The organism is Vibrio agarilyticus (genome assembly GCF_012641465.1).
GTDB classification, from domain to species: domain Bacteria; phylum Pseudomonadota; class Gammaproteobacteria; order Enterobacterales; family Vibrionaceae; genus Vibrio; species Vibrio agarilyticus.
Map to the genome: position 1 here is coordinate 13,990 of NZ_JABAIK010000005.1, position 25,868 is coordinate 39,857.

A 25,868-nucleotide genomic window follows, 5' to 3' on the forward strand; every position below is an offset into this window, starting at 1 on the left:
TGAGTGTTTGAACGAATCAATTTGGTGAGATGGAACTCAAGCCTGTTCCACCATTTCCGCCAACGGCCAACCGCGTTGGTGCTGGCGTTTGCCTGTTACTGCTTGTCTCGGAGAGTTTTGTCAACTGTGTGGGATCAATGCCAGCTAGCATCGCGGCTTTAGCAATCAGACTTTGGTCGAGGTAGTTTTGCTGACCCAATGCAGAGAGATCAACGGCGCGATGCGGACAAGCGCGAAAGGCAGATTGAAATGCCATTGCGGTATTAGGCGTTTGATTCGTGAACATTTTGTTAGTGAGCATAGCCTCGAGCAGCTCAAGTGTATTGTCACAGTTGTTGCGAAAAATAGAATAATAAGACTGGGGGTCGGCGTTATTATTCAACTGCTGCAGTAAACTGTTTTTCTCTTCATCGGTCATTGCGTAGCTGAAGGAAGAGATCATTGTTGACGTGATCAGTATCAGTTGAGTGATGAAATGTTTGCTCATAAAAACATCCTTTTCAATTATCGAAGAACCATCATGGTTGTCTGCGTGGGAAACTGTCTTTGTTAGCTCTTGGCCGAAATAGCCATGCAGGCTCAGTCATGCTGAAAGTGTAGCAGTTGATAAGATGAAACAGGGTGCTTATTAATAGCATTCGGGAATCCAAATGTTATAAAACTGGGTTGTCGAACAAATGCGATGAATTTGTGTGCTTTTTGCAATCAAACCGCGAAGTTCATCGTGAGTGTAATACGCTTTAAGCAAGCCACCCAGCTGTTCGAGCGTTGTGGCTCTTTCATCAAATGAGAGCGTTTTCCATCGTTCAAGTTGCCTTTCAACATAGGTAAAATTGACAGAGGGCTCAAATGGCCCAAATCGCGCTCCAAGTGATAGGACTTGTTCCGAAGTTCCTAACTCGCTCGGGCTCCCTTGGAGTGTTTGATGCAACTCAAAATAAGTGCTAGGCCAAGTCGGCCGTAAACGGATGCTCTCTTCTAAAAGTAGCGTACGATAATTTTTTGTATTCAGATTTGGGTTAAAAAACTCCGCCCATTCGAGATTTTTAACCGATAAATTAATATTATGCGGGGATGTCAGCCAATGAGGCTCAAGCTCATTAATATTAACACTAGGTGGTGTTGTTTGTGTGTTGGACAGTGAAGCACGATAAAACGCTTCGTATTCGTAAAGGTTTTTTTCTAACGCGTGATTGATGAGTGAACGTTCCATTTGGATCACAGAAAAGCTGGTGAGCAGAAGTGCCGTGCCTGCCACTAATATCGCCAGGGTGATCGCTGAGTTGATTTTCATTGTTGATCTCCTTGGATAGAACTCGGTGATTTTGCTTGTTGCATGTAGTGTTCTAATAATCGCATTTGCGGTCTGTCTTTTCCGTTAGATGGCTGTAGCGAAAAGGGGTATGACCCCCACCATGGGCCTGCAGACCACCAAGTCCAACCTAACCAAACGGCCTGATTCGCATTAATATGATCCAACATTTTTGCTAAGGCTTGACGGCATTCAGGAGTATCAGCCGCACCAAACTCTCCCAAAAACGCTTTTTTATTGTGGGTCTTTAGCCAATCGGTAAATCGTTGCAATCGTTCGGCTTCGACGCACGTTGTGGATGTGCCGGATGAATTTGCGTCGAGGTACTGATGAACTTCAATAATGTAATGATCGAGAGGATCTTCAATTGACAATAATACCTCTGCATTTGGTGTGCCGTACCAGCTACCAAACCACGAAGATGCGCCCGAGAATCCATTGCCTGGAACGAGGATAAGATTGTTTGCACCCGTAGCTCGTATTGCCGCTATGGCAGCGTTAGCGTCTTCGAGCCAAAGTTCTGAGGACATTCCAGAGGGCTCATTCATTAGGCCAAAGAGCACGTTTGGGTTGTTTTTATAGTGGCGTGCAAGCTTCGTCCAAAGATCCGCAAAGGCTGAAATTGGCAGGTCTTTCTCACCAATTACGTTGCCGTAATATCTCGCGAAATTGTGGGGGTCGAGGATAACGAGCGCGCCCTTAGCGGTGATGTGCCGTACAAGTCGGTCGATGTGCTGCAATTGTTGCTGGTTTAACTCATCAAAAGTCTCGTGTTGAATGCGCTCCCAGCGGAACGGGAGACGAAAAATCGTCATCCCTTTTCCCATGAAGTAATCAACGTCTTGAACATCAGGGTAGGTATAGTCGAAGTCATATCGACCGGGTAGTGCTTGAGTATTGAATTCTGCACCAGACAGATTGACGCCAAAATAAGGAGGCTCAAATGCGCCTTTTTGAGGCAGTTGAGTTTCACTGTGAGTCGCACACCCAAATAGCGCCATGACCAATAAAAATAATAAGGACCAAAGGCTGCGATGCCATCTCGCCAATAATCTCGTGAGGGTGATCTTAGCTGGAAACCGTGACGGGACCATAGTGTTTGCCTTTCTATAATTATCTACTGGTGTTCGGCAGCGAGCATTGCTATCGCCTTATTGACTAGGGCTTGTGCTTTGTTAGAGGTGTTGGCCTCAGCGTAGCAGCGTAGCTCAGGTGCATTTCCTGACGGGCGCAGATGAATAATGGCGCCATCTGAAAGTGACAACCGTAAACCATCGGTCATGTCTTTTGCTTTAACGGATACCCCCTCAATACCTAAACGTTCAATGAGACTTTCGGGCTGATTCTCACCGTTAGCAATAAGCTGACGACTTTTTTCAACCGCGTAATTTGTCAGCCTATCACTGTGGGTAAATCGTTTTGGCAGTGTATTGACAAGGTTGGAGATCGAGGTGTTACGAGCTGCATACAACAGCATTAACGCAGGTAATACGGCATCGCGGGTTGGTAGCGCTTTGAGACTGTTGCCATTCACTAATGTATCGCTAGCAAGCAGAAAACCACCATTGGCTTCAAAGCCGGCAACGACGAGATTGGATGATTTGAGTTGCTCAAACTCGGCAATAACATAAGGCGAGCCAATTTTGGTTAAAATGACACGATGAATGGATGGCGACTGATAGATTATTGAGTTGCAATTGACCGGGACTGAAAGAGCATCGACGTTAAGTGCTTGCGCGCAAAGTAAACCGAGAATATCACCGCGTAACCACTCGCCATTTTCGTCAGCGACGAGTGGTCTGTCGCCATCTCCGTCAGTCGAGAAAATCATATCAAGCTGGTGTTTCTGTGACCATGTTTTGGCTTTGATGCGGTCGGTATCTGCCACCGCTTCGGTATCAATAGGAACAAAGGTATCAGAACGCTCTAGCGAGATGGTTTCTGCTCCAAAAGCTCGAAATAAAAGGTGATATATTTCCCTCCCAGCGCTTGAGTGCTCATAAATACCAATGCGTTTTCCTGCTAGAAAATCACTTTCAAACAAAGGGACATAGCGTTCGAGGTAATGGTTGAGCGCATAGGAGTCAATCGTTAAATCGGGTAATTCATGTAACGGCGGATAGCGATGTTGCGCTGCCAAAATACGAGCTTCATCCTCTTTTGTGATTTCACCATCGGCGCGGTAAAACTTGAGACCATTGCGATCAAAAGGGATATGACTGCCTGTTACCATAATGGCCGGAATATGGCGCGTCATTGCTGCGCGTGCGAGGGCAGGGGTGGGAACAACGCCGTAATAATGAACGTCGATACCTTGCTGGCATAGGGCTGCGGCGCACGCCTGAGCCATTGAATAGCTGCTGGGACGGTTATCTATTGCAAGCGCAACTTGAGTAACGCTACGTTCTTGCTGCAAAGCGTCTATGAAGGCGTGAGTAAAGGCCGCACATACATTTGGCGTAAAGGCCGTTACTAAGCCTCGTGCACCGCTGGTTCCAAATGAGACACTAGATTGTTCAATCACTGTTCCTGAAACTAACATAATGTGCTCCTTTTAATCCAATGCAGGGGGATTGTCGATACGGCCGTATCTGTCTTCATAGCGGACAATATCGTCCTCACTGAGGTAGCTACCGGTTTGGACTTCAATCATTTCAAGTGGGATTTTTCCAGGGTTTTCAAGTGCGTGAATCGTACCAAGCGGAATGTAGGTCGATTCATCTTCGGTAATTAAGCTGGTTTCATCGCCTTTGGTGACGAGCGCGGTTCCTGACACGACGATCCAGTGCTCAGAGCGATGATGATGCATTTGAATTGATAGCTTTTCACCGGGTTTGACGGTGATACGCTTGACGTTGTCACGAGAACCGCTATCTATCGTGTCGTATTTACCCCAAGGGCGATAAACTTCGCGGTGATGCACGTGCTCAGAGCGTCCCATTTTTTTAAGGTCATTAACCACCATTTTCACGTCTTGAATTTGGTCTTTGTCAGCGACCAAAATGGCGTCTTTGGTCTCAACCACCACTAAGTTATTGACGCCGACAGTTGCAACCAATTTATTTTCGGCATGCAGGTAATTTTCAGTTGAATTGATAGCGAGCACATCGCCGGTTGTGACGTTCTCTTGTGCATCTTTGTGTGAAACCTCCCAGAGCGCAGACCAAGAGCCAATGTCATTCCAATCTGCATCTAATGGAACGACGGTGGCTAATGAGGTTTTTTCCATGATGGCATAATCGATGGAGTTGGAAGGGCAGCGTGAGAAAGCCTCTTTATCGAGTCGAATAAACTCCATGTCAGAAGTCGATGTATTGAGGGATTGTTGACATGCAGAAAGCATCTCTGGCGCAAGACGTTCGAGTTCTGCGATGAAAGCGGATGCCCGAAAGAGAAACATACCGCTATTCCAATAGTAATCGCCGGAATCAACGTAACACTGCGCTAAATCGGAGTTTGGCTTTTCGACAAATTTATTTACTGCATAATTGTCACTGAATTCTTCAGCAGGCTCACCGCGTTGAATGTACCCATATCCTGTTTCTGCTTTGGTGGGAACAATGCCAAAGGTGACTAATTTTCCTTGCATTGCACTGGATTCTCCCAGCGATACCGCACGGTGAAATGCGAGGTGATTATCGATAAGCTGATCTGCGGGCATGACCAGAAGCAGCGGATCGTGTTCTTGTTGAATAGCTTCTAGTGCTGCTAGCGTAATTGCAGGTGCGGTATTTTTGGGCATGGGCTCAAGTATGATTCCTGCGTGTTGAAAACCACCTGCACGCATCTGTTCAGCAACAATAAATCGATGTTCTTCGTTACAAATCAGTAGGGGCGCGCCGTGCTCTAGTCCCTGTAAACGCGCTAGCGTATTTTGCAGCATGCTGTGAGTGCCGTTCACATTGAGGAACTGCTTGGGATAAAGCTCGCGTGATAGCGGCCACAAACGACTGCCCGTACCGCCGGCTAATATTACTGGAATGAGCATAATGGACCTCCATTACTGTACTTTGTTGTTAAACGAAGATGGCGTATTAGGGCTGCGCCTGTTTGGTTTCGATTTGTCGTGAGAACAGACGACTTATCGGAGCACTATACAAATACTTCACGCCAAAAAATTGGCAGACAGATTTAAACGCCATGGGAATTAAGATTCCCATCGCTGTACCGATCAAAATGTGAACATAGACTTGTTCTACTCCCAGCTTAAATAAAGCGACTCTAGCGCCACTGCCAGTGAGAATGTGGATTAAATAGATCTCCATTGAGGCAATGCCAATGAGATATATTGCAGTAAAGCGCAAGGCATCGAATAATTGTGCCAATTTAATAACAAAGGCGATTGAAATAATACCTACGGTCAGTTTGAACCAGAGAGCGCTTGTATATGACCATTCACTTAAAAGGACATATTGAACAAGTAGAAAGAGTGACAGCGCGAAAGTGAAAGGTAATTTCAACGGAGTCATAACTTTATTATTAGTCACTTGGACGTATAAAATGCCAAGAGTGAAGTAGATGAAGTGGTTTGAAAACTGGTGATAAAGGTATTCAAAATTAGGAGAGACGCTAGGAATATTCTGTAAAAAAAACAATCCAAATGAGAATGCGGAGAGAACCAATGCGCCGCGTTTTCCTGAAAGATAAAATATCAATGATGATAGGGCGAAAATGATAAACAGGACATGTAAAAACCAGAATTGAGCCCGAGGAGACCAAAGAGATAGAACTCGCAGCATTGAAACGTCACCATTGGTGTAGGCTGAGAGCAGCACTTCAATGCTGCCTTGAAGTAACGACCAAACCACATAAGGGTAGACGAGGATGTCAATTTTGGTAAATGTTAACCCTTTAGCACCTCGTTTATTAAAGGATTGGGTGAAAAACATGCCAGAAATAAAGAAAAATAATGGCATGTGAAAGCTATAAATGACGGTGTCGACTTCTTTAAAATAGGGAATATCGAGGCCTGCAGAGTCTAAACCTCGAATGACATGACCAAGCACAACCAAAATGATGCCAATACCTTTAACATAATCAACCCATACGGTTTTATCAGTAGTCATGCAAACCTCCTATAAGTCACTCTCAACAGGGTGCGTCACTTTTTCTTCTGATTTAACAAGACCAAAAGCCATCCATAATATGGGCGCTGTTTTCATAGAGTATATTGCATTACCGCCTATCACCCAGTTCAACGAGATATAAATGACCACCAATGATGAAAGGAGTAAGGCTTTTCTTGACGTTGGTTTCAGATAGGCGTGAAAGAATACAATGAAGCCCAAAGCGGAAAAAATCGTACTTGAAGCAATCAAATACCCAAAACCACTATCCCAGAGAAAATTCAGTTTGTTCCAGCCAAAACCGAGATAATCTAATAACGTCAGTTCAAAAAAGTGACTCATCCCTAAACTGGTTCTGCCCACAAAATTATCACCTGAATAGACGAAGTCATTCATAAACGCGACGAAAGATGCGGTTGAAAAGACCATGATGAGCGTGGTCTTTTTGATGAAACTGAGGATCATCGGCGAGACAGCTGATAATTGATAAAAAATCAAACAAATAACCGCGATTGTGCTTGATGTTCTACTGTTTGTAGTAGTGACGCCAAGTACGATAAGCGCGATATAGAGTACCTTTCGATTGGTTTTTAGCTCCTGCCAAAATACAGTGGTATAGATAGATATAACGGCAAGATAATTGGCAAATGAGACCTGTTCTAGAAAGATGGAAGAAGTCCGGTGTGAGTTGAAAAAACCAAAATTAAATCGACCTTCTATAGCCAGCGCATTGCCAAAAAGCCCTTTATCATTAAACTCTTGAACTTCTAGTCCTCGCGTTGCCTCATAGTATTTCGCTGGAGAAAAGAGCCCCACATACGTTTCGACTGAGCTCATTTCAATCACTAATACAGCAAGTACAATTGCCGAAATAACATATATAAGTTGATGGAATACCTGCTTATTTATTCTGAAACCGACCATGGTAAACACAATCACGATGAGAAAGTTTCTGATCATGTTCATTGCTACTAGGCTAGACGCAATATAGATAAGCACCGCTGAAATAAGGACGGTAGCACCAAAGGCGATGATTAACTCATCGTCTTTTTTTATACCATTAACCACAATAATGCAGATGCAAGCAAACGACAGTGCAAGTTCAGCAAGAACAACGTGGCCCTCGTTGATAATGCCAATATGGGAGTATATAAAGGCAAAAATTGCGTTGTAAGTGACGCCCAAGAACGCAATAGCAGCGATAATCAAATGCTGATATTGGTGAAACAGTGATGGCTTTACATTGACGACGTGCTGCAAAATATCACCTATTCGCTTATGAAAATCATACGTTTAAAAAACAGCGGAATTCCAATAACGTACCGTCGAAACAGCCTTTTGGGCTCTTTAATCAAACGGTACGCCCACTCTAAGCCAAATTGTCTTATGATATTTGGCGCGCGCTGAAACCGGCCCGCTTGGAAATCTAAAATTGCGCCACCACAAATAATCAGCACGGGTGCATTACTCAGTGTTTTGAGTTGTGCCGCTAGATGTTCCTGCTTGGGCATTCCCATTGCTAATAGAACAACATTAAGGGACTTGGGTTGGAGTGAGTTTTTGTATTTCTCAAGGTAATACGAACTTTGATGAAAACCATTCTCAACACAGGATATGTAGGGATCTAAACCCAGTGCATTTAACCCTTTTGATAGCCAAGGCTCCTGCGTGCCAAAGGCGATCACGTTTAAAGGTTTGGTTTTGCATTTTTTGAGTAATGTTGGAATAAAGTCAGTGCCGTTGAGGTTATCTCCCGGTTCCATTTTTAGATGAGACATGGCTATTTTGATACCAATGCCATCTCTAAGAAGCACATCTAACTCATTGAAATTATTTTTGATATCGTCGTTATCGTGACACAAATTTGCCCCATGATGGTTAAGAAAGCCAATGGTGATAGGACGCTGCGTTTCAACTAAGGAGTCGATCAGTGCATTGCCAGCGTCTTGATGAACCGAGACTTTTTGAAAGAGTTGTCTATCCATAATGTGCTCTCTTACTCATTGGTTTTCTTACGGACTTGCAACAAAGCAAGTTTGTGGGCTTGATCTCATCCAATTACGCCAATACATCCTCGTACACCTGAGTGAATTGCTGCGAAACGAACGGCCAACTGTATCTTTGTGCCTCAGCAATAGACGTGCGTTTTAGTTCGAGAATATCGTCGCGTTGATTAAATTGTTCTAACCAGTGCAGTGCTGAGCCGGACTTTTCAAAATCGACGATCCAACCACAACCAGTCGATTGGTGGATTTTCTGAAAACTTTCAATATTCGACATGATAGGAATAAGACCGCCAGCCATACCCTCAATAATGGTCATCCCAAAGCCCTCATATTCAGAGGCGCTTACGATAAATGAGCTATTGGCAACCAGTTCACTGAGCTCGTTTTCGGTCGCTTCGAGTTTAAAATGGATATTGCTGGTGAGCAGGTGTTGATTGACTAAGCTCGCAAGCATTTTCAGGTTGTTATCCCAATCTTTGCCAGCAATGACAAGATGGAACTGAGGGTCGTGTTGAACGATTTCAACAAACCATTTGATTAACGTATCGATTCGTTTGTTATCAGAAAAACGTCCAATAAAAAGCATTTGCTTAGTGAAATGTTGTGGTACGCCAGAATAGAATTTGGCGGTATTAACACCATTTTCAATCAGTTGAGTTTTTCTTGGGTTTAAGGTAGCGAACAGGTTTTGATCATTTTCACTGCAGGCCACGATACGACGACTGCGAGTCAAAGATGCACGAGTAATCGTATTGAAATAGGCTTTTTTTAGATTTTTAGCAAACTTGGTATGGAAAAAACCGCCATGGGTTGATACCACCATCGGTTTTTTATGAATAAAATGTGTCAGAGCTAAGTAATCAACAAAAAAATCAATCGCATGCACGTGAACGATATCAGCTTCACGAATGGTTGACAGTACCTTGGGAGCGATGGGGTATTTATAGCTGCCGAAGAACGGTATCCGCTCGACTCGAATGCCTTGAATCCGCTCACTTGGCGCCAATGCTTCGCCAGAGTCATAACGTCTGTCGAGTGTGACGACAGATGCATCTATGCCTTGTGCTAGTTGGGCCTTAATGAGATCAAAAACAAAGTTTTCAAGGCCACCAATTGCAGGTGAGAATTGCCTGACTACATGAATCACTTTCATGATACGTCTCCTTCCACAAACTCAAGTAATAGCTCGGCTTTGCGTGTCCAGCTGTGGGGTTTTAATATGTCCATATCACGATTTAGTTGCGGATTAATGCGCGCCTTTTTAAGTGCCGCAATAAACTCGTCTAAATTGGCGTAAAGAGTCACGTCTTCAATACCAAAAGTGTTCATATAACTTGGTGCTAGGATCGGAACGTTGGATGCCGCGTATTCGAATAATTTCATCGGGCTGCGACCTCGATTACTCAAATCAAAAGTAAAAGGCATGATTAACAAATCGTATTGGGTTAATACTGATGGCAGTGTTTGGTAGTCAACTGCGCCCAAACAATGGATGTTAGGTAATTCGTGGTTGAGCGGGCCCGCATCACTGGGAGAATAGATGTCAAATTTCACCTCTTTACAGGCCGCCGCCGCGGCATTGAGAAGCTTATAGTCAAAGCGTTTATCTAGCGCACCGACATAACAGACTGAAAGCATTTTATTTGTGCTATCAGAATCTGAGGTCATTGAGGGACTTTCGGTAGAAGGGCGATGCCCGCTCGAAAAATGCACGGGGTCAAATCCATTGTTCAAAACAAAGGTATTTGATGCGTCCTCCATGCCATGATATTTAAGAATTTGCTCATTGGTTGCGACGACACGGCTAGAATTCTCCATTAATAGCCTATCAGCCTTTTTATACGCTTTTCCTTGTGGCATTTCAGGGTAAATATCGGTAGGGCGATAAACCATTTTATTGATCGGAAGGTATTTGCACGTTTGACAAAACACTGGATCGTCGACGAAGCAGTAATCAAATGTGCTGATATTGATCTCATCGCAGTAGGACAAAATTTCATTGGCTAAATTTTTTGAATGATTGTCAAAATTCAGCGCGAGCATATGCCATTTACTGGGAAGAAATCCGCCGATTTGAAATTGCCAACGGTTTGGCGATAGTTCACCCGTCACTAAATTGCGACGACTACCGCGAACAATTTGATGAACCGATGACCACGGGTGAGGAATGTGCACAACTCGATGGCCCATTTCAGCAAGGGCTTTTGATAAATGATGGCTGCCCACAACATAGTGACAGCCGATATAAGTGTGACTTAGAAACAGAATATTCATCTTTTGGCCCGTAGTCGTGGTGGACATGATGGCATTTGGCGCATTTTCATCTTTGGCTCGCAGTGCGTTTCCCGTCATAGTGAATAGCTCCTTGTGAGTGTTGCGTAGCCGCGTTTCACGCCATTTCTGATCAAAGTCCAGTTTTGTTGCATCACATAAATTAGGGGTAATAACCAGATAGTTGTGGCAAGCCAGTTTGGTGCGACTTCAAGTGCAACAACAGCACCTGCTAGTAACAGGATGAAAGTGGCGCAATAAGCATGAGTTAGGTTTAAATTTGCGCCTTCGGACTTGGCTGCTTGAGAAACGGCAATGAAGTAGACGACAACAGCGCCACCAGAACCTATGGTGGCACCGACTGCGCCATATTGTGGAATGAGCCACTGGTTTAGGAGAATGTTGATGATGAGGCTAATACCTGCGCAAAAAGCAATTTTTGACGTTTTTTTGGTCACCTGAATTGCGACAGTTGAAATGCCTGCAAGGGCTGTAATCAGTGGTACAAGAGAGCAACCGACCAGGATGTACTGTACCGCTGCGTACTCATTTGGCAGTATCAATACGACAATCCAACTGAATAAGCCATAAAGAGACGCCAAGGCAATTACGATATGAAGTATGTGCCTTAAAACACGTTGATACTCTTCAATATTATGATTGTCGCCTTCGATCATTTTGAAGATATGTGGTGCCCAAGCTGCAGAAAATACAGCATAAACGATAGTGGCAGCGGTGGCGAAATTAAACGCGACGCTGTATAAAGCCAATTCAAATTGTGTCGATAAACTATTGAGCATAAATCGGTCAATACTGCTCATTGCCCACATTGCTACGCCGTTAACCATCAGAGGCAGGCTAAATAACAGTGCAGTTTTTGCTTTATTCAGAGGAAAACAGACAGTGAGTTTCTGCTCAGTATGTTTAGTTACAATCCAGAACAGATAACTGACCATAACGATCTGCGTAATTAGCGTACAAACGATGAGCCACTGCTTTTGTGTTAATCCCGCTAAAATAGCCACGCCAATGAGTATCACAAGCATGCCTTTGTTAAGACCTTGACTGAGTGAGTACTCGAATGATTTGTCATTCATGCGCAATACACAGAGTAAAAACTTGATTGAAGTAACGGCATAGCAGGTCACGATGACGAGCCATTCAATCGCAAGACTGTGAGAGCCTAAAAACCATTCCGATACAGTTACTGGGCTGATGAGATAGAATAGAACCAAACTGAATGTGAGAAAAAACAGTGAAATAGCCCCGCAAAAGAACAGCAGTTCGTCATGATCTTCTTGCTCGTAATGACGCAGGTAATAGGTTTCCAAAGCGAGCGTCATTAGAAAGCCAAGCAGCGCGACAGACGTCACCATGAGCGCGTTGGTTGCGATAGCCTCAGGTGAGAAATGCCATGTAATCAGAGGAATACTGACAAATCCCAACAGCATTGAGGCTACAGGCCCTATGGCGTAATTAATTAGCGTTTGTTTGTTCATGATAATATGAATAATGATATTTATGGTGAAAACTACTTAGCGAGGCAGATACGTTATTGAGGACAACGCCGTCTAATGTAATATTGTGACGATGCAATTGGTCGATAGTATCTCGCACGATATTGAGTTTTGTGCTGTGCGCTTTTACGACCATGACCATGTGTCCTAGGAGTTTCCCGACGATCAGACTGTCACTGACAAGCTGAGAGGGCGGTGTATCAATAATCACGCGATCATATTTTTCTAAAGCGAGTTCAATAAACTGCTTAAATTTTTCATGGCTTAACGTCTCTTGCGGCGACGCTGTCGCGATGCCAGAAAGTGCGACATCGAAATCTGTATCGGCTGCACTAGCAATACACTCTTCAAAGCTCATATCGTTGTGAACAAAGTTCGTAATGCCAGCTTGTGAACGCGGCAGATTGAGCGCTAAATAAATTGAAGGTTTGCGTAGGTCTGTATCGATTAATAACACCTTTTCTAATTTAGAAAATGAGCGAGCCAACTGAAGTGCTGTGGACGTTTTTCCCTCGTCCGGTAGTGATGAGGTAACGCCGATAACGTTTGAATATTGATCGCTACGTTGGTTTAGCAACAACGTGGTTCTGAGGGAGTCGACCTTTTCAAGATAAAGCCGAGTCAGCTTAATGTTACCTTTCTCCATATTAAACAGTGGATTAGAGCCAAAGCGTCCTTTTACTTTGGGCAGAGTCGCCAGTGGGACTAATCCTAATTTTTCTTCAAAATCATTGTTGTCATTGAATGTGCTTCGCAAAGAGTCCAACACAAGTGCCACCACAATTGCGGTAAAAAGGCTCGCAATAAACGCGATCATTATGATGCGTTTTTTCTGCGGTTTTGCCGGTTCAATGGGAACGAGTGCACCATCAGTAAAGCGCGCGTTCGCTGCGGTAAAATCGCTGGTGGCAGAAGTCTCTTTTTGTCGTGTCAGGAACAGGTCGTATAGCTTAGCGTTGCTATCGACTTCGCGTTTTAAGCTATCGTATTCTCTTTTGACGATTCCCAGCTTTTGGAATTCACTCTTCTTAGCGCTCAGTTCTTTACGAAGCAGCGCTTCTTGGCGCTGCGCGCTGTAGAGCTCCTGCTTGATCCCATTGATGAGTTTTGTAATGACGATTTCAGCGCGTTCTTGAACGGAGGCAAGCTGGGCCTTAGCTTGAATCATTCTGTCATGCTTATCACCATACCGTTTTGATAGCTCACTAACGCGCTTTTCTGCCTCGATTTCTGCAAGACGAATTGCTGTTATCTGTGGGTGATTAGAGATTTGAGACAAACTTGCGATGCTCGCAAGTTCAGGGTTTTTGACTTTCAGAGCAGAATAAAGTGACTGTGACGCGATACGTCGCTCTGTCGCAACAGATAAACGCTCGGTTAAGCTTGCTAATTCGTTACTCGTCAGTGCGTCAATGCCGCTGTCATCAATCAATTTTTGTTCTTGCAAAAAGGCAAGTAAGGCTTTCTCAGACTGTTGGTGTTTGAGCTTTAGTTCTTGTAAGCGAGTGTTGATCCAGCTGGTCGCTTGTTCGGTTGCCACCACTTTGGAATCAAGACTGTTTTCAATAAATGCGTTGCCAATTTCGTTAGCAATTTTCGCCGCTAGAACGGGATCACTTGATTCAAATGAAATTTTCACCAATTGCGTTTTGGGAACCGCGACAATTGACATAGCAGACTTAAACGCATTGAGTAATTTGTACTCATCGGCCGCTTTGTTCAGTTCAGTAGAGGGAGCGATATCTTCGCTAGTACTTTCTGCCACATAAGAGGCATTACTCAGCAAGGACTTTATTTGACCAATTAATTGACCAATAAATACAGACGTTTGACTGGGCTCGGGGTTAAATTCAGGCAATTCTGCGAGGTTTAACTTATCAATGACGCGCTGCGCTACACGATTTGATTTAATAATTTCAAGTTGAGTCTGAAAGTACTCTTTGGCCGTCGTATCAATGCCAACGACTTCTTCAATTGAGACCGCGTTTTTTTGATTGGAATCAATGAGGATGGTAGCGGTTGCTCGATAAACCGGCTTTGCGGACAACATAATCAGTAGCGTCAGCAAAGTGCACAAAATGGTAAAAATTGAGATAGGCAGTAGGCGCGCACGAATCACGGAAAGGTAATGTCCGATAGCTAAACGCTCATTCTGACTTTGTGGCGAGTGTGTATTCAACGTCATTTCTATTCCTTGTCAAAACGTCATTCGGTGAAGTGACTAAAAAAAGCTTTCTTCAATGACTAGGATGTCCCCAGGTGAGATTTTGGCACTCAATCGCACTTTTATTTTGGTATCGTCGCTGTCAGCGCTGTCTGCTTTTGTAATAAAAACTTTGTTCCTAGAAGCTCGGTCTGTGAAACCACCAGCGAGAGCGATTGCTTTGTCTACAGTAAGACCAGGTTGATATTCGTAACCACCGGGCTTTTTGACCTCGCCATTGACGTAAACGCTACGAAATCCTGTGACCGAAACTCGAACTTTTGGGGAAATGAGATAACCTTGCTTTAAGCCGTTGGAGATTTCTTTGCGCAATTGTTCTGGTGTTTTATCAACGGCAACTATTTGACCTAAATAAGGATAATCAAACTTACCACTGCTGCTGATATACAGTTCATCGATCGAGAGTTCTTGCTCGCCATACACAGAAATTTGTACTCGATCGCCAGCACCTAAACGATAGGTATTATCTAGAGAATTGGCGGAAACGACCGCTGGTATGCAAAGAGCCAAGAGGCTTGAAATCCCAAAGTATTGCCTAAACATATTGCCTCCTTAGTATTAATACGCAGCCTTGTCATTTAATACTTTAAATATAGTCATAAAAATGATTTTCATATCAAGCCATGTTGACCATGACTCAATATATTCAAGATCACACTCAATACGTTTTTGCATTTTATCTATTGTGTCGGTTTCACCACGGTATCCGCTAACTTGAGCCAATCCAGTAATCCCGGGCTTTACTTTGTGTCTTAGCATGTAGCACTCGACAATCGCACGGTATTCTTCGTTGTGAACCACGGCGTGAGGTCTCGGCCCCACAATAGACATACTGCCCTGTAATACATTGATAAATTGAGGCAATTCATCAAGTGAGGTGCGGCGGATAAACGCTCCAAATGGCGTAATACGTGCATCACCTTTTGTTGCTTGTTTGACATCTGAACCATTTTCTTGCGTGCGCATGGAACGAAACTTCCACACATTGATGCTTCGTCCATCCAGACCATAGCGCTTTTGCTTAAAGATGATTGGCCCTGGAGACGATAATTTAACGCCTAGAGATACTGCGATCATTAGTGGGCTAATGAGCGTTAGAATGGCAAGTGACAGAATAATGTCTTGGAGCCGCTTTGTTACAACAGAAATACCGTAGAATGGCGTGTCATAAATACTTAATGTTGGTATGTCACCGACAGAGTCAAGTCGCGATTGTATTAAATTGAAGATAAAAAAATCAGGTATGACATAAGTATTTGCTGTCGTATCTGAAAATTGTTTCAGATATTCGACAATGCGGTGGTCCGCTTTTAACGGCATTGCGATATAAACGTGGTTCACCTTACCCTGACGGGCTAACTGTAAGCCTTGTTCAACCTTACCTAAAAAGGGTACGTTCGCACTATGTAACCCAAGGCGGTCAGGATCCCTATCATCATAAAAGCCAATTAAATCAATGCCAAGATGTCTGAATTTCTCAATTTCATCCGCAAGTTTAATACCTGATTGAGTCAGACCAACAATGATTGCAGGCTGCCGATTGTAGCCAAGATCGATGCATTTCTTCTTTGCAAAAAGGACAAGCACACGCCAGATACAGAGAAGCATTGGGGTTGCTAAAAACCAAGAACCCGTAACAATTCTCGAAAATTGATCGCCAGTTTTAGAAAAATAGGCGGTCGCTAGTAGAATAAGCGCAACGGCGGTCCAGCTGGTTAAGCATATTTTTAACTGCTCAATAAATGGCGAGGTTCTCCATGAGCGGTATATCTCCATCGCTTCGCCGATTAAGATAAATAAAATACTGGCATAGAATGCAACAACCAAATAGAGATTGGTTATCTCACCAAGATAGACTTGAGCACTGATGCAGAGCGCTAATGTGATAATTAACGCATCTGCAATTCGGTACAAAATAGCAAATTCAGTGGTGCCTGTTTTTATCTTTTTGATCTTCATTTAAACGCCCAATCCAATCGATAAATAAATTCTTTTATTACAGCCTGTTAGTTGACTTATTCTCTGTAGCAAGATTTTCTACAAATCTGACATTATTAGAAAATCGATTCTGTTAATGCTGTTGTGAAAATCTATGCTCGGTTTATCTATTTAAATCTTGATCATATCTGCCATCCATCCATTTCCACTATTTTTGCATTGTTATTATTTTTTCTGTAAATCAATAGGTTGACTTTATATTTACCTCAATAATGGCGGCGATTGTTAAAAATGAATTTTGTTGCATTTGAGTGGTTAATAAAAATGGATAAAAATCATTTTCTTCTGATTTAAACTCAATGATTTTTATCTTGTTTTGCTCAAATACATCAGCGTTATCGTATGCAATAGAGTGTAGTGAATGCTATTGGATAAAGCCAAATCGTGTCTTAAAAAAATGACGACTCTCTTGTGTCTGATACTCGCTAGAGGTGGCGTATTAATTAGTGAAATTTGTCTAAACTTAAGGTAACCAATTGTTTTTAATTTATTTATGTGAGTTTGATATTCAATGATTCTGTTGTGCGAAGCTGAGACTGCATTTATTCGTATCATGCATAAGTGTGACGGTTTACCTGTTGAATTAGTGGATTAACCGCACTTTAGGTCTAATCTTTTAGTTATCTAGCTCTGACAGCGTAGGAAGAGTATCAGAGTGTCAATATTCTTCGATGCTATGACTGATAACGAGACATCGACGCCAGTTCGTGGGTTAACGAGAAGGGAAATGAGTATATGGAAGGCGTAAAAACGACCGATGAATGCGTACATACCGATGTTGTCGGTGAGACTCAAGAGACGACTCATTGTACATCGGACTTCGAGTTGTATTCAAAAATCAATGAATTGTCTGACGATGAACCAATTATCGTCGATTTTGATGAAACACTTTGGCTCAGAAACTCCACTGAATCATTTTTGGCGATGGTGACACCATCGGTTTGGGTCGGTTTTTGGTTACAACTTCTTGGAATGCTGTCACCGTGGCGCTGGTTATCCCCAAATGATCCAGAGCATACTCGAGACTGGATTCGAGTACTTGTGGTAACCATCGTAGCGCCGTGGTCAATTGGGCAGTGGAGAAGGGCGGCTTCTCAACAAGCGACCCAGTACATTAACCGTCCTCTTTATGATGCTCTTATTCAATCCAAACAACCGATTTTTGTGGCGAGCTATGGCTTCCGTTTTGTGATTCAGCCTCTTTTAGATGCTCTTAGCTGCAATTGGCAGCTTGCGGTCGCTAGTGACTTAAAAAATGCGCCCAAACTTCGTCAGGAGGGTAAAGGTGCTGCGGTCGTGAGGATACTCGGTGAGGCGTCAGTGAATTCGGGCCTTTCAATTAGTGATAGCCAGCTGGATAAAGATTTGTTCGCTATGACTCGTTATTCAGCCTTGATTCGTTGGCCTAACGCGAAATATGAACAAGCGGGCTTAAAGCCAATGTTGCCGTTTGCTTATCTGAAGAAGGTCAAACGCCCCAATGAAAGTTACTTTACTCGGGCCATATTAGGCCATGACTATTTAGTACTATTGCTAACGTTTACTTTAGTTAGCAGTACGCCATGGTTAAGCGCAATCAGTCTTTTTTTGTTTGTATTAAGTTATTTCACGGCTTATGAGATTGGCTATAACGAGAATGATCGACTTGGGCTTAGGTATGAAGCTCATCCTAAAGTCTCCGATGCTTACCAGAAGCTTGCTAAAAATTATGTGCCCACTTTTGCATGGGTGTGTTCTGCGTTACTTGCGGTACCTGCCGCGATAACCGCTAGTTATGTTGACGGGGGGGTGTCAAGTGTGTTTGAGGGTGGCGTTGGTGGGGCCGCCGTTAATATTTGGCTCGTTTTTATGGGATTAATCATTGCGGTACGCATTGTGTTTGCCTGGTTTAATCGTTTAACCGAAGTTGGGCGAATGGTACCCATGCTTATTTTGCAGCTGGCGCGTAGCGTCGGTTATTTGCTGATTTTTACCACAACGAGCGTCGGTGTGTTTTTTTTGGTCAGCCAAGCATTGAGTAAGTGGATACCCTATCTTGTCTATCGGTGCGGCGGCTCGCGTGAGCGATGTCCAAATCATATGATCAATGCGATGCTTCTTTGTTGCTTTCTATTTGCACTCTCTATGGCTGGTGATAACGCTTCAATTTGGGATGATTGGTCGACGTGGGTCATCTTAGGTTACAGCGCAGCAAGGGCTGTTATTGAGTTGAGAAAGTTTTTGCCTCACTTTAAGTTACTTCAACCTGTCGTACAGCCGCAAACGGAGCAACAGTAATCGGTCTCTAATGAGAAAATTCCGCTTCTTGCAGTCACTTAGGTTTGGAGTACAATCGAACCTAAGTGACGAATCTGCCTGTCAAAGGAGAAGGGAATGACCAAATTAGTTGCCATGATTGTGCTCGCTGTTGTTGCCTTTTTGTTCGTTCGTTATCGTACGAGCGAGAACTTGCAAAAAGCAGTGGTATTGGGCTTATCGTTCGCCTTTTTTATCTATATTATCGGAGTCGTCGTAATGGAGTTGGTTCGTTGATGAATTAACTCTAGTGGTAAGTAGCGGGAAGGCTGACGTGACCATAGAGCAAGAAGAACATAATGCAGATGACATTGTTGTCATCGAGCAACGTGATAAACGCACCCTAGGGTACATAGCTGTGGCGGCAAGCCTTGGGTTGGCGTTTGGCGGCCTCATAGGATCGACTTATCAAAGTGGCCAATGGCAGAAAAGTTATCAAATCCTTGAGCAACAGCACACTACACTGTTAACGCAAAAACAGGCGTTAGAGTCGGCGAGTGCCAAGCGTGAACTTGAAATTGACGCGGAAGTCATCGAGCAGAGCGAGTTGGCGGTTGCCCAATACCATCAAGAAGTTGAAGCGAAATTGAAGCGCCAGCAACACCAAATCAGTGAACTGGAGAAGGTTAATTTAGCGCTTGAATCTCGCCTGAAAGATCAGCAATCACAAATTGATGAAGGTGTTCAGCACAACGCAAATTTGAATCGCCAAAATGAAATGCAAGCGACGGTCTTTGCTCGGTCGAGAGAGTTATTTCAGCACGAGCTAAAGGTTAAGCAGGCATTAACAGCGTTGGAAAAAGAACGCGAAATGCTTGAACCTGCGATCCCGGCACTCCAATCGCAATGTGATGTTTATTTGGAAGGCAAGTCTTGGGATGCGAAATCTGACTCGTGTGATCGTCTGGATAGTGCCCAATCGAGGCTAACGCAGATCGACCAAATGATGGAGGTTCATCGCATGGATTTGCGGGAAATTGAAGTGATCTCTGCTGAAATGGGGCTGTAACTTTTCATGAAAAACGTTGATATGAAAAATATAGATAAGTTAGCTTGGCTACGAATTGAAAACAAGAGAGTACTATGTGTTCGCTCGCACGGTAAATCGCTGTTTTACATGCCAGGTGGAAAGCGTGAAGGCGCGGAAACCGATGAACAGGCGTTACGCCGAGAGATCTCTGAAGAGTTGAGTGTCACCTTGAATGACTCATCAATGGTTTACTACGACCAAATTGCGGCGCAAGCCGATGGTAAACCTGAAGGTGTCATGGTTGTCATGCGCTGTTACTACGCTGACTACACAGGTGAATTAGCAGAGAACGCTGAAATAGCAGAAGCGGTTTGGCTCTCTTATGAAGAGATAGATAAATGCTCCAAAGCACTTAGAATATTGTTTGAACAGCTTCATCACCAAGGTTTGATTTAACATAAGAAAACCTCAGCACATGCTGAGGTTTTCTTATGCCATTTAATCGACGACTATTTCGTGATATCGGTTTGCTTTGGGTGCGTGAAGCCACCGTATAGGTCGAGGCGACGATGGCGCAAATTGGTGACAGAGCCTTCCGTGTTAAGTTGTTTGAGCTTGGTTAAATCCACATCAGCGAAAATGATCATCTCGGTATTGGCTTCCGCTTCAGTGAGCGTCGCATCGTGAGGGAAATAGATGTCGGACGGAGAAAAGACGGCCGATTGCGCGTATTGAATATCGACATTGTCAACGCGGGGAAGATTTCCGACACTGCCGCCAATGGCAACATAGCATTCGTTTTCAATGGCACGCGCTTGGGCACACAGTCTAACTCGTTGATAACCATTTTTAGTGTCTGTCCAAAATGGCACAAAGATGATTTGCACCCCTTGTTCTGCTAGCATTCGGCCCAACTCGGGAAATTCGCTGTCATAGCAAATCAATATGCCAACTTTGCCTGCGTCGGTTTCAAACACGTTAACTTTATCGCCACCGTCAATCACCCAATCACGCAGCTCATGAGGGGTGATATGCACTTTACGTTGGGCATTGATCTCGCCATCTCGCTGGAGTAGGTAAGCGACGTTATAAAGCTTGTCGTTCTCAATTACAGGCATACTACCTGCAATAATATTGATGTTATAGGTAACGGCGAGTTGAGATAATCGCTGTTTGATTTCTTCACTAAAGCTCGCTAAATAACGCACCGCTTCAACAGATGAGGCGTCATTGCGCAGCCCCATGAGTGGCGCGTTAAAAAATTCTGGGAAAAGTGCAAAATCGGATTTGTAGTTGGACAGTGATGAGATGAAAAATTCAGCTTGATCAAGCAGATCATCAAGACTGTGCATTGCGCGCATTTGCCATTGCACCACACCAATACGCACTAATGTTTTCTCGATGTCGTGAACTGACTGAATGTCATCTTCATAGAAAAAGTTGTTCCATTCCAATAAAGTAGCGTAGCCTTTAGAGGCGTCATCTTCAGGAAGGTAATTGCGCATAATCCGTTTTACATCAAACCCGTTCGCCAATTGAAACGACAAAATCGGGTCGTGTAGCTCACGTCGTTTTACTTTATCTATGTATTCAGCCACAGTGAGATTACTGGCGTACTGGTGATAGTTGGGAACTCGGCCACCAGCTAGAATTGCTTTAAAATTTTGACTTCGGCACAGCTCTTTTCTCGCGTCATACAAACGTCGACCAAGCCGCAATCCACGATAGTCAGGGTGGACGAAAACATCCAGCCCATACATTGCATCACCTGTGACCTGATTTTGAATCACATTCTGTTCAGTAATAATGTCGGTGTATAAGTGGGGCAAAGAAAATCGATTGTAGTTGACCTTGATGGTGAGGGCGGCACCGACAATCTTGCCGCTGTCTTCAATACAAATCTGACCGTCAGGAAATTGGTGAATCAAATCCATGATGGTGATGCGCGGCCACGCGCCGCCGACGTCATGAAACACTAAGTCCATTAATGCGGCAAGCTCTGGATAATCGCTAGGTTCAATCGTACGTAGGGTGAGCTTTGGTGACGTGCTGTTCATGCTATCGTGTCCTGATAATTGTGGCATCCGTGCCGTGTTCAATAAATGTCTTTTTTCCTACGCTAAGTGTATCGGGTTTGCGTATGGTTATAGTATTTCAAGTGTGAGGTCGCGCTATCGAGAATGTTTTATCTGAAATATAAGATAAGCAAAGTTGCCATAAAATCACACAAAAAGAGAGCCAGAATGTCACAAAACCCTCACCAGCTACGATTAAATCTTTCGAACTCCTCAATAAATATTCGGTATCGTTCCGGTGTTAGCGCATTGGGTTTATAGATAACGTGGATCATGCCGTCAACATACCATTCACCATTAAAAAGCAGCACCAGTTCGCCATTCGCGACTTCTTGAAATACTTGATCATCGGGTAAAAGACCAATACCAAATCCCGCTTTGGTCATATCAATCGCAATATCCATAGAGTTGGTCATTAAAGGGCCTTGCACGTTAACTTGCACAGATGGTTGTTTAGTATGGTGCAATTTCCACGTTCGTTCGTTAGTCAGAGCGTTGGTTTGAGTAATGCAGTGATGCAATTCAAGATCACGTACAAATTGTGGCGTGCCTTTTTTGGCTAAATAGCTTGGCGCCGCATAACAATTGCGCCGGTAGTGATCGATAGGACGTGAAACCACATTTTCTATCTGCATATCAAAGGGGGTGATCATCAGGTCGACATCTTCAAAAGAGCCGAGATCCGATGGTGCCAGGGTGTGCAGATAGATGGCGATATCAGGGTATTTCGCATGAAAGTTAGGTAAAAAATGACGCACCATAAATCTTGCCATAGGGTGCAGACAGCCGATTTTTAACTGCCCCGAGACCCCTTTTTTGGCAATGTGTAACTGTTCAAGAGAGTGAGCTATAAGCGCATTGATTTCTTCTGCTGAGCGTAAAAACGCTTCGCCCTGTGGCGTGAGACGAACACTACGACCTAAACGATGAAACAAACGTACACCCAAAGAGTCCTCAAGCGCTTGAATGCGACGGCTGAGTGTCGGTTGGCTTATATCGAATATTTTTGCGGTCTCAGTATAACTAAGCTTCGTCGCCAAAACGGAGAACATTTTGACAGCTTCGGTATCCATAAAATTTACTCAACTAAATAAAATCGTCAACATTTTGTCATACGGCGCACAAATTTAAATATATATTGATGAATTCGTTGATATCAATTGCGCTATGCAAAAGCTGTATGGGTTAAATGCGTATAGCGAGTATTTTATGAAATTAGCCTCTCTATAATCGACCTCACTTCTAAGAATTTCCTCTTTTTATAGGTCGTATCAATGCGTACACCCCCTTATATTTTGTCGTCGTTATTGGCTGCGACGGCGTTGATGTCGGTCGGCGCCCACGCGCAGCTTGATGTTTCTCAATGCGTCATTCGAGAGCCTGCTCCTGGTGCAACCGCTACTGCACTGTATCTGAACCTTGATTATACCGTGACGGAAGCGGTGAAGGGTTTGCGTCTGCCAAGCCCAGAAGGCATTGTCGGTGCAAAGCTTGCAGCATTGTCCGATCGCGTCGAACTTCACACTGTGATAGAGAAAGATGGTGTGATGACGATGCAACAGATCACGCGCTTACGTGTTGATGAAGGGCGTACAACTCTCAAACCTGGCGGCTATCACTTGATGCTAACAAAACTAAAGCGCTCGATTAAGGCAGGTGAAACCTACCCGGTAACGTTAATGATGACCTACCAAGCGGATCCCGTTTGTGAGGCGATAGTGATGACCAGCGCGCAAATCGCGGCACTTCAGGAGGCAAAATGAAGGCCATTTTTGCGCAAATTAAGCGCCTAAATCGTAACGTTCTGGCAGTTATCACGCTCGGAGGAATTGGACTTGGACTGCTGGCATCGCTTCCTGCCGCTGAAGTGATGCATGCGCTCAGTTCTAATGAGTTCTGTTCATCTTGTCATACCATGGAGCCTATGGCTGAAACATTTGCTCGCAGTGTGCACGGTGGCAATAACTCACAAGGCTTTGTCGCAGAATGCGTGGATTGTCATTTGCCAGACAGTAATGTCGTTGAAGAGCTGTATGTTAAAGGCACATCGGGACTGCGTCATCTCTGGGGGGAATATATCCTCGGCATGGAAGCTCTCGACTATCAAGCTCTACACCCAAAGCGCACCGAGTATGTATTTGATTCTGGATGCGAAAGTTGCCATCAAGCGCTTGAAGCACGAGCGGATGTTGCGACCGACACATCACCTATTTCTGATCAAACGCATAAAATGGCGTTTGCTCAACGTGAAACAAACTCTGATTTCCAATGTGCTTCATGTCATTACGACATTGCCCACCCAGATTTAAAACGCCAAATGCGTATCAATGAAGAATTGAAAAAAGTGGCAGAGCTTGCAGGAGTAACTCAATGAAAACACCAATCAATGCGATCCTGGCTGCGATGATGGTTGCGCTTGCAAGTTCCTCGTTTGCCAATGAAGCGGTGGGTAACAATAACTCATCAGCGGTTAAAGATATTAATAACGGTTATGAAGATTATACGATTCGCCGCCCCATTCATGATCTTAGTGACAAAGAAAAGAAACTGGCGAATTACTATATTTTCGATTGCTATTTAGGCTGCCATCGCCCTGCAATGGAAGAAGTGCCAGAAACATTGAGCCCGAAACTGGAAGGGTTGGATCCGCAGTACATTTTCGACCAGTGGGTGGATATGGATAACGAGCGTCATTCAGGTATTTCTTCACAAATGAAATTGATGGCTTATTACTACACTCCAGAAGAGATGGCGAATGTCGCGATTGTTCTGGGAAGTAAAACAATGAGTTACAACCCTCATCAATCTGTGCTTGAGAGCGAGGCATTTCAGCGTGGCAAGGAAAAATACGACGCTTCGTGCAAAATGTGTCATGGCGAGCAAGGGGCCAGTACTGACTCACGTTTTCCTCCGTTAAAAGGGCAGATGCCAACCTACTTGTTTGAACAGCTCGTGGGCTATCGTGACGGTAAGCGAACCAACCGTGATGCACCTATGATGATTCCTTTTGCCAAAATTCATAATGAAACGGACTACAAAGAGATCATTGCTTATGTGACTGGTCAAAGTGTTGTGCCTGTAAATCGTAAGGAATACATCACTGGTGAAGGCATGCCTGCGCCTAAAGACTTTGTCTTGCCTGCAACCGGGCAAATTCAAAATTTTACCGATGTGTTTGGCGAGGATTCAGACTATATCGAAAACCCAATGAGCTTCACCATTAGTGATTCTGGCAAAGTAACGCTCGATAATAACACTAAGCTGATGTGGGAGCGGGAAGCATCGCGGATGTGGATGACCGCAGAAGAGGGTGAGCAATATTGTGCCAATTTAGAGCTAGATGGCTATACCGATTGGCGCTACCCACTGATTAAAGAGCTGCAAAGTATCGGTGATATGGGCGACTACATGCCTGCGTTGGATGTGGATGCCTTCGTCAACATGCCGCGTATGGCATCGGGGATTTGGACTTTCCCAGTCAGCGACCATCCCGACCATGCTTGGCACATTGGTTTTCCAGATGCACATGTCATGGGACAACATACCGCATCGACTAAATTGGTTCGATGTGTTCGTGCCGATAATGGCGCGGCATACCACAACATGAGCTACGTGGACAATAAAGATGGTACCGTCACTGAAAAAGTGACGAACCGGATGTGGCAACAGAAAATCGACTATCAACGTCGTGACTGGTATGACTCAATTCAATACTGTGAAGATCTCGACTACGCAGGCTATAGCGACTGGCGTTTGCCTAACATGCGTGAAGCCTTGTCGATTGTGAATTTCAATAAAACATCGCCAGCGATTGATGAAGAGTTCTTCCCAGATACGCCGATTAAATACTACTTCTGGACCAGCAGCTCCGATGTCGGCGGAATTGAAATGTGGAGTGAACCATTAGGGCCACGCAAAAAAGACAAGACTGCCGCAGAATTGGATTTGCGCCATATGACGCACCATGGTGGTTGGGCTCAGGGGTATCAAATTGGCTCGGGTTATGCGATGAAAAAAGATGTTGAGTTTTATACCCGTTGTATTCGCAACCCATAGCAAATACTGAGCATTAACATCGCTGTATTGGCGCTAATTCCATGGTGTTCTAGCGCCAAAATTACCCTTTTTGATACG

Annotated in this window: 23 protein-coding genes; 7 read left to right on the forward strand and 16 right to left on the reverse strand. The window is 44.1% G+C overall.

Annotation, left to right across the window (positions count from 1 at the left end; genetic code table 11):
* Positions 1-16: 16 nt before the first annotated feature.
* The 14 genes from HGP28_RS06125 to HGP28_RS06190 all read right to left on the reverse strand — a co-directional run bounded on the left by HGP28_RS06125 (position 17) and on the right by HGP28_RS06190 (position 16,355).
* Positions 17-487 carry a hypothetical protein gene (locus tag HGP28_RS06125; RefSeq protein ID WP_168835580.1) on the reverse strand — a complete coding sequence of 157 codons (471 nt, stop codon included), beginning with the start codon at positions 485-487 and terminating at the stop codon, positions 17-19.
* Between the two features lie 141 nt (positions 488-628).
* Positions 629-1,294, reverse strand: a complete 666-nt coding sequence (locus HGP28_RS06130; protein ID WP_168835581.1) for a hypothetical protein — start codon at positions 1,292-1,294, stop codon at positions 629-631.
* The gene (locus HGP28_RS06135; RefSeq protein WP_168835582.1) at positions 1,291-2,406 is read right to left on the reverse strand and encodes a glycoside hydrolase family 5 protein; all 1,116 of its coding nucleotides are present in this window, start codon (positions 2,404-2,406) and stop codon (positions 1,291-1,293) included. The genes HGP28_RS06130 and HGP28_RS06135 overlap by 4 nt, the downstream gene beginning before the upstream one ends.
* A gap of 23 nt (positions 2,407-2,429) precedes the next feature.
* Positions 2,430-3,854 (reverse strand): phosphomannomutase, encoded by a 1,425-nt coding sequence (locus HGP28_RS06140; RefSeq protein ID WP_168835583.1) that lies wholly within the window; start codon positions 3,852-3,854, stop codon positions 2,430-2,432.
* 12 nt (positions 3,855-3,866) lie between these two features.
* Positions 3,867-5,300: a mannose-1-phosphate guanylyltransferase/mannose-6-phosphate isomerase gene (locus tag HGP28_RS06145; RefSeq protein WP_168835584.1), complete on the reverse strand. Its 1,434-nt coding sequence runs from the start codon at positions 5,298-5,300 to the stop codon at positions 3,867-3,869.
* Positions 5,301-5,346: 46 nt separating this feature from the next.
* The gene (locus HGP28_RS06150) at positions 5,347-6,378 is read right to left on the reverse strand and encodes an acyltransferase family protein (protein ID WP_168835585.1); all 1,032 of its coding nucleotides are present in this window, start codon (positions 6,376-6,378) and stop codon (positions 5,347-5,349) included.
* 9 nt (positions 6,379-6,387) lie between these two features.
* Positions 6,388-7,587, reverse strand: coding sequence for a hypothetical protein (locus HGP28_RS06155; RefSeq protein ID WP_168835586.1), 1,200 nt, complete (start codon positions 7,585-7,587; stop codon positions 6,388-6,390).
* 59 nt (positions 7,588-7,646) lie between these two features.
* Positions 7,647-8,363: a WecB/TagA/CpsF family glycosyltransferase gene (locus HGP28_RS06160; RefSeq protein ID WP_168835587.1), complete on the reverse strand. Its 717-nt coding sequence runs from the start codon at positions 8,361-8,363 to the stop codon at positions 7,647-7,649.
* Between the two features lie 73 nt (positions 8,364-8,436).
* Positions 8,437-9,537 carry a glycosyltransferase family 4 protein gene (locus HGP28_RS06165; protein WP_168835588.1) on the reverse strand — a complete coding sequence of 367 codons (1,101 nt, stop codon included), beginning with the start codon at positions 9,535-9,537 and terminating at the stop codon, positions 8,437-8,439.
* Complete coding sequence (locus HGP28_RS06170) at positions 9,534-10,736, reverse strand: glycosyltransferase family protein (protein WP_168835589.1); 1,203 nt, start codon at positions 10,734-10,736, stop codon at positions 9,534-9,536. The genes HGP28_RS06165 and HGP28_RS06170 overlap by 4 nt, the downstream gene beginning before the upstream one ends.
* A complete protein-coding gene (locus HGP28_RS06175; RefSeq protein WP_168835590.1) occupies positions 10,733-12,154 on the reverse strand; it encodes an oligosaccharide flippase family protein in 1,422 nt (473 codons plus the stop codon). Before HGP28_RS06175 ends, HGP28_RS06170 begins: the two co-directional genes overlap by 4 nt.
* The gene (locus HGP28_RS06180; RefSeq protein ID WP_168835591.1) at positions 12,132-14,357 is read right to left on the reverse strand and encodes a GumC family protein; all 2,226 of its coding nucleotides are present in this window, start codon (positions 14,355-14,357) and stop codon (positions 12,132-12,134) included. The genes HGP28_RS06175 and HGP28_RS06180 overlap by 23 nt, the downstream gene beginning before the upstream one ends.
* A 36-nt stretch (positions 14,358-14,393) precedes the next feature.
* Complete coding sequence (locus tag HGP28_RS06185) at positions 14,394-14,939, reverse strand: polysaccharide biosynthesis/export family protein (protein WP_168835592.1); 546 nt, start codon at positions 14,937-14,939, stop codon at positions 14,394-14,396.
* Positions 14,940-14,954: 15 nt separating this feature from the next.
* Positions 14,955-16,355 (reverse strand): undecaprenyl-phosphate glucose phosphotransferase, encoded by a 1,401-nt coding sequence (locus tag HGP28_RS06190; RefSeq protein WP_168835593.1) that lies wholly within the window; start codon positions 16,353-16,355, stop codon positions 14,955-14,957.
* A gap of 774 nt (positions 16,356-17,129) precedes the next feature.
* On the opposite strand from HGP28_RS06190, the gene HGP28_RS06195 reads away from it, so the two are divergent.
* The 4 genes from HGP28_RS06195 to HGP28_RS06210 all read left to right on the forward strand — a co-directional run bounded on the left by HGP28_RS06195 (position 17,130) and on the right by HGP28_RS06210 (position 20,115).
* On the forward strand, positions 17,130-18,671 hold the full coding sequence (locus tag HGP28_RS06195) for a hypothetical protein (protein WP_168835594.1): 1,542 nt from the start codon (positions 17,130-17,132) through the stop codon (positions 18,669-18,671).
* Positions 18,672-18,767: 96 nt separating this feature from the next.
* Entirely contained in the window at positions 18,768-18,926 is a 159-nt protein-coding gene (locus tag HGP28_RS06200; protein ID WP_168835595.1) for a hypothetical protein, read from the forward strand.
* A gap of 37 nt (positions 18,927-18,963) precedes the next feature.
* Entirely contained in the window at positions 18,964-19,698 is a 735-nt protein-coding gene (locus HGP28_RS06205) for a chromosome partitioning protein ParA (protein ID WP_168835596.1), read from the forward strand.
* Between the two features lie 6 nt (positions 19,699-19,704).
* Positions 19,705-20,115 (forward strand): NUDIX hydrolase, encoded by a 411-nt coding sequence (locus HGP28_RS06210; RefSeq protein WP_246225598.1) that lies wholly within the window; start codon positions 19,705-19,707, stop codon positions 20,113-20,115.
* A gap of 53 nt (positions 20,116-20,168) precedes the next feature.
* On the opposite strand, the gene HGP28_RS06215 is transcribed toward HGP28_RS06210, so the two are convergent.
* Positions 20,169-21,716, reverse strand: coding sequence for a bifunctional GNAT family N-acetyltransferase/carbon-nitrogen hydrolase family protein (locus tag HGP28_RS06215; RefSeq protein ID WP_168835597.1), 1,548 nt, complete (start codon positions 21,714-21,716; stop codon positions 20,169-20,171).
* A 200-nt stretch (positions 21,717-21,916) separates the two neighbouring features.
* Complete coding sequence (locus HGP28_RS06220; RefSeq protein WP_168835598.1) at positions 21,917-22,807, reverse strand: LysR family transcriptional regulator; 891 nt, start codon at positions 22,805-22,807, stop codon at positions 21,917-21,919.
* 201 nt (positions 22,808-23,008) lie between these two features.
* On the opposite strand from HGP28_RS06220, the gene HGP28_RS06225 reads away from it, so the two are divergent.
* Genes HGP28_RS06225 through HGP28_RS06235 form a run of 3 tightly spaced genes read left to right on the forward strand, consistent with a single transcriptional unit; the run spans position 23,009 to position 25,790 of the window.
* The gene (locus HGP28_RS06225; protein ID WP_168835599.1) at positions 23,009-23,497 is read left to right on the forward strand and encodes a copper chaperone PCu(A)C; all 489 of its coding nucleotides are present in this window, start codon (positions 23,009-23,011) and stop codon (positions 23,495-23,497) included.
* Positions 23,494-24,108: a cytochrome c3 family protein gene (locus HGP28_RS06230; protein ID WP_168835600.1), complete on the forward strand. Its 615-nt coding sequence runs from the start codon at positions 23,494-23,496 to the stop codon at positions 24,106-24,108. Before HGP28_RS06225 ends, HGP28_RS06230 begins: the two co-directional genes overlap by 4 nt.
* The gene (locus tag HGP28_RS06235) at positions 24,105-25,790 is read left to right on the forward strand and encodes an Lcl domain-containing protein (RefSeq protein WP_168835601.1); all 1,686 of its coding nucleotides are present in this window, start codon (positions 24,105-24,107) and stop codon (positions 25,788-25,790) included. Before HGP28_RS06230 ends, HGP28_RS06235 begins: the two co-directional genes overlap by 4 nt.
* Positions 25,791-25,868: the final 78 nt, after the last annotated feature.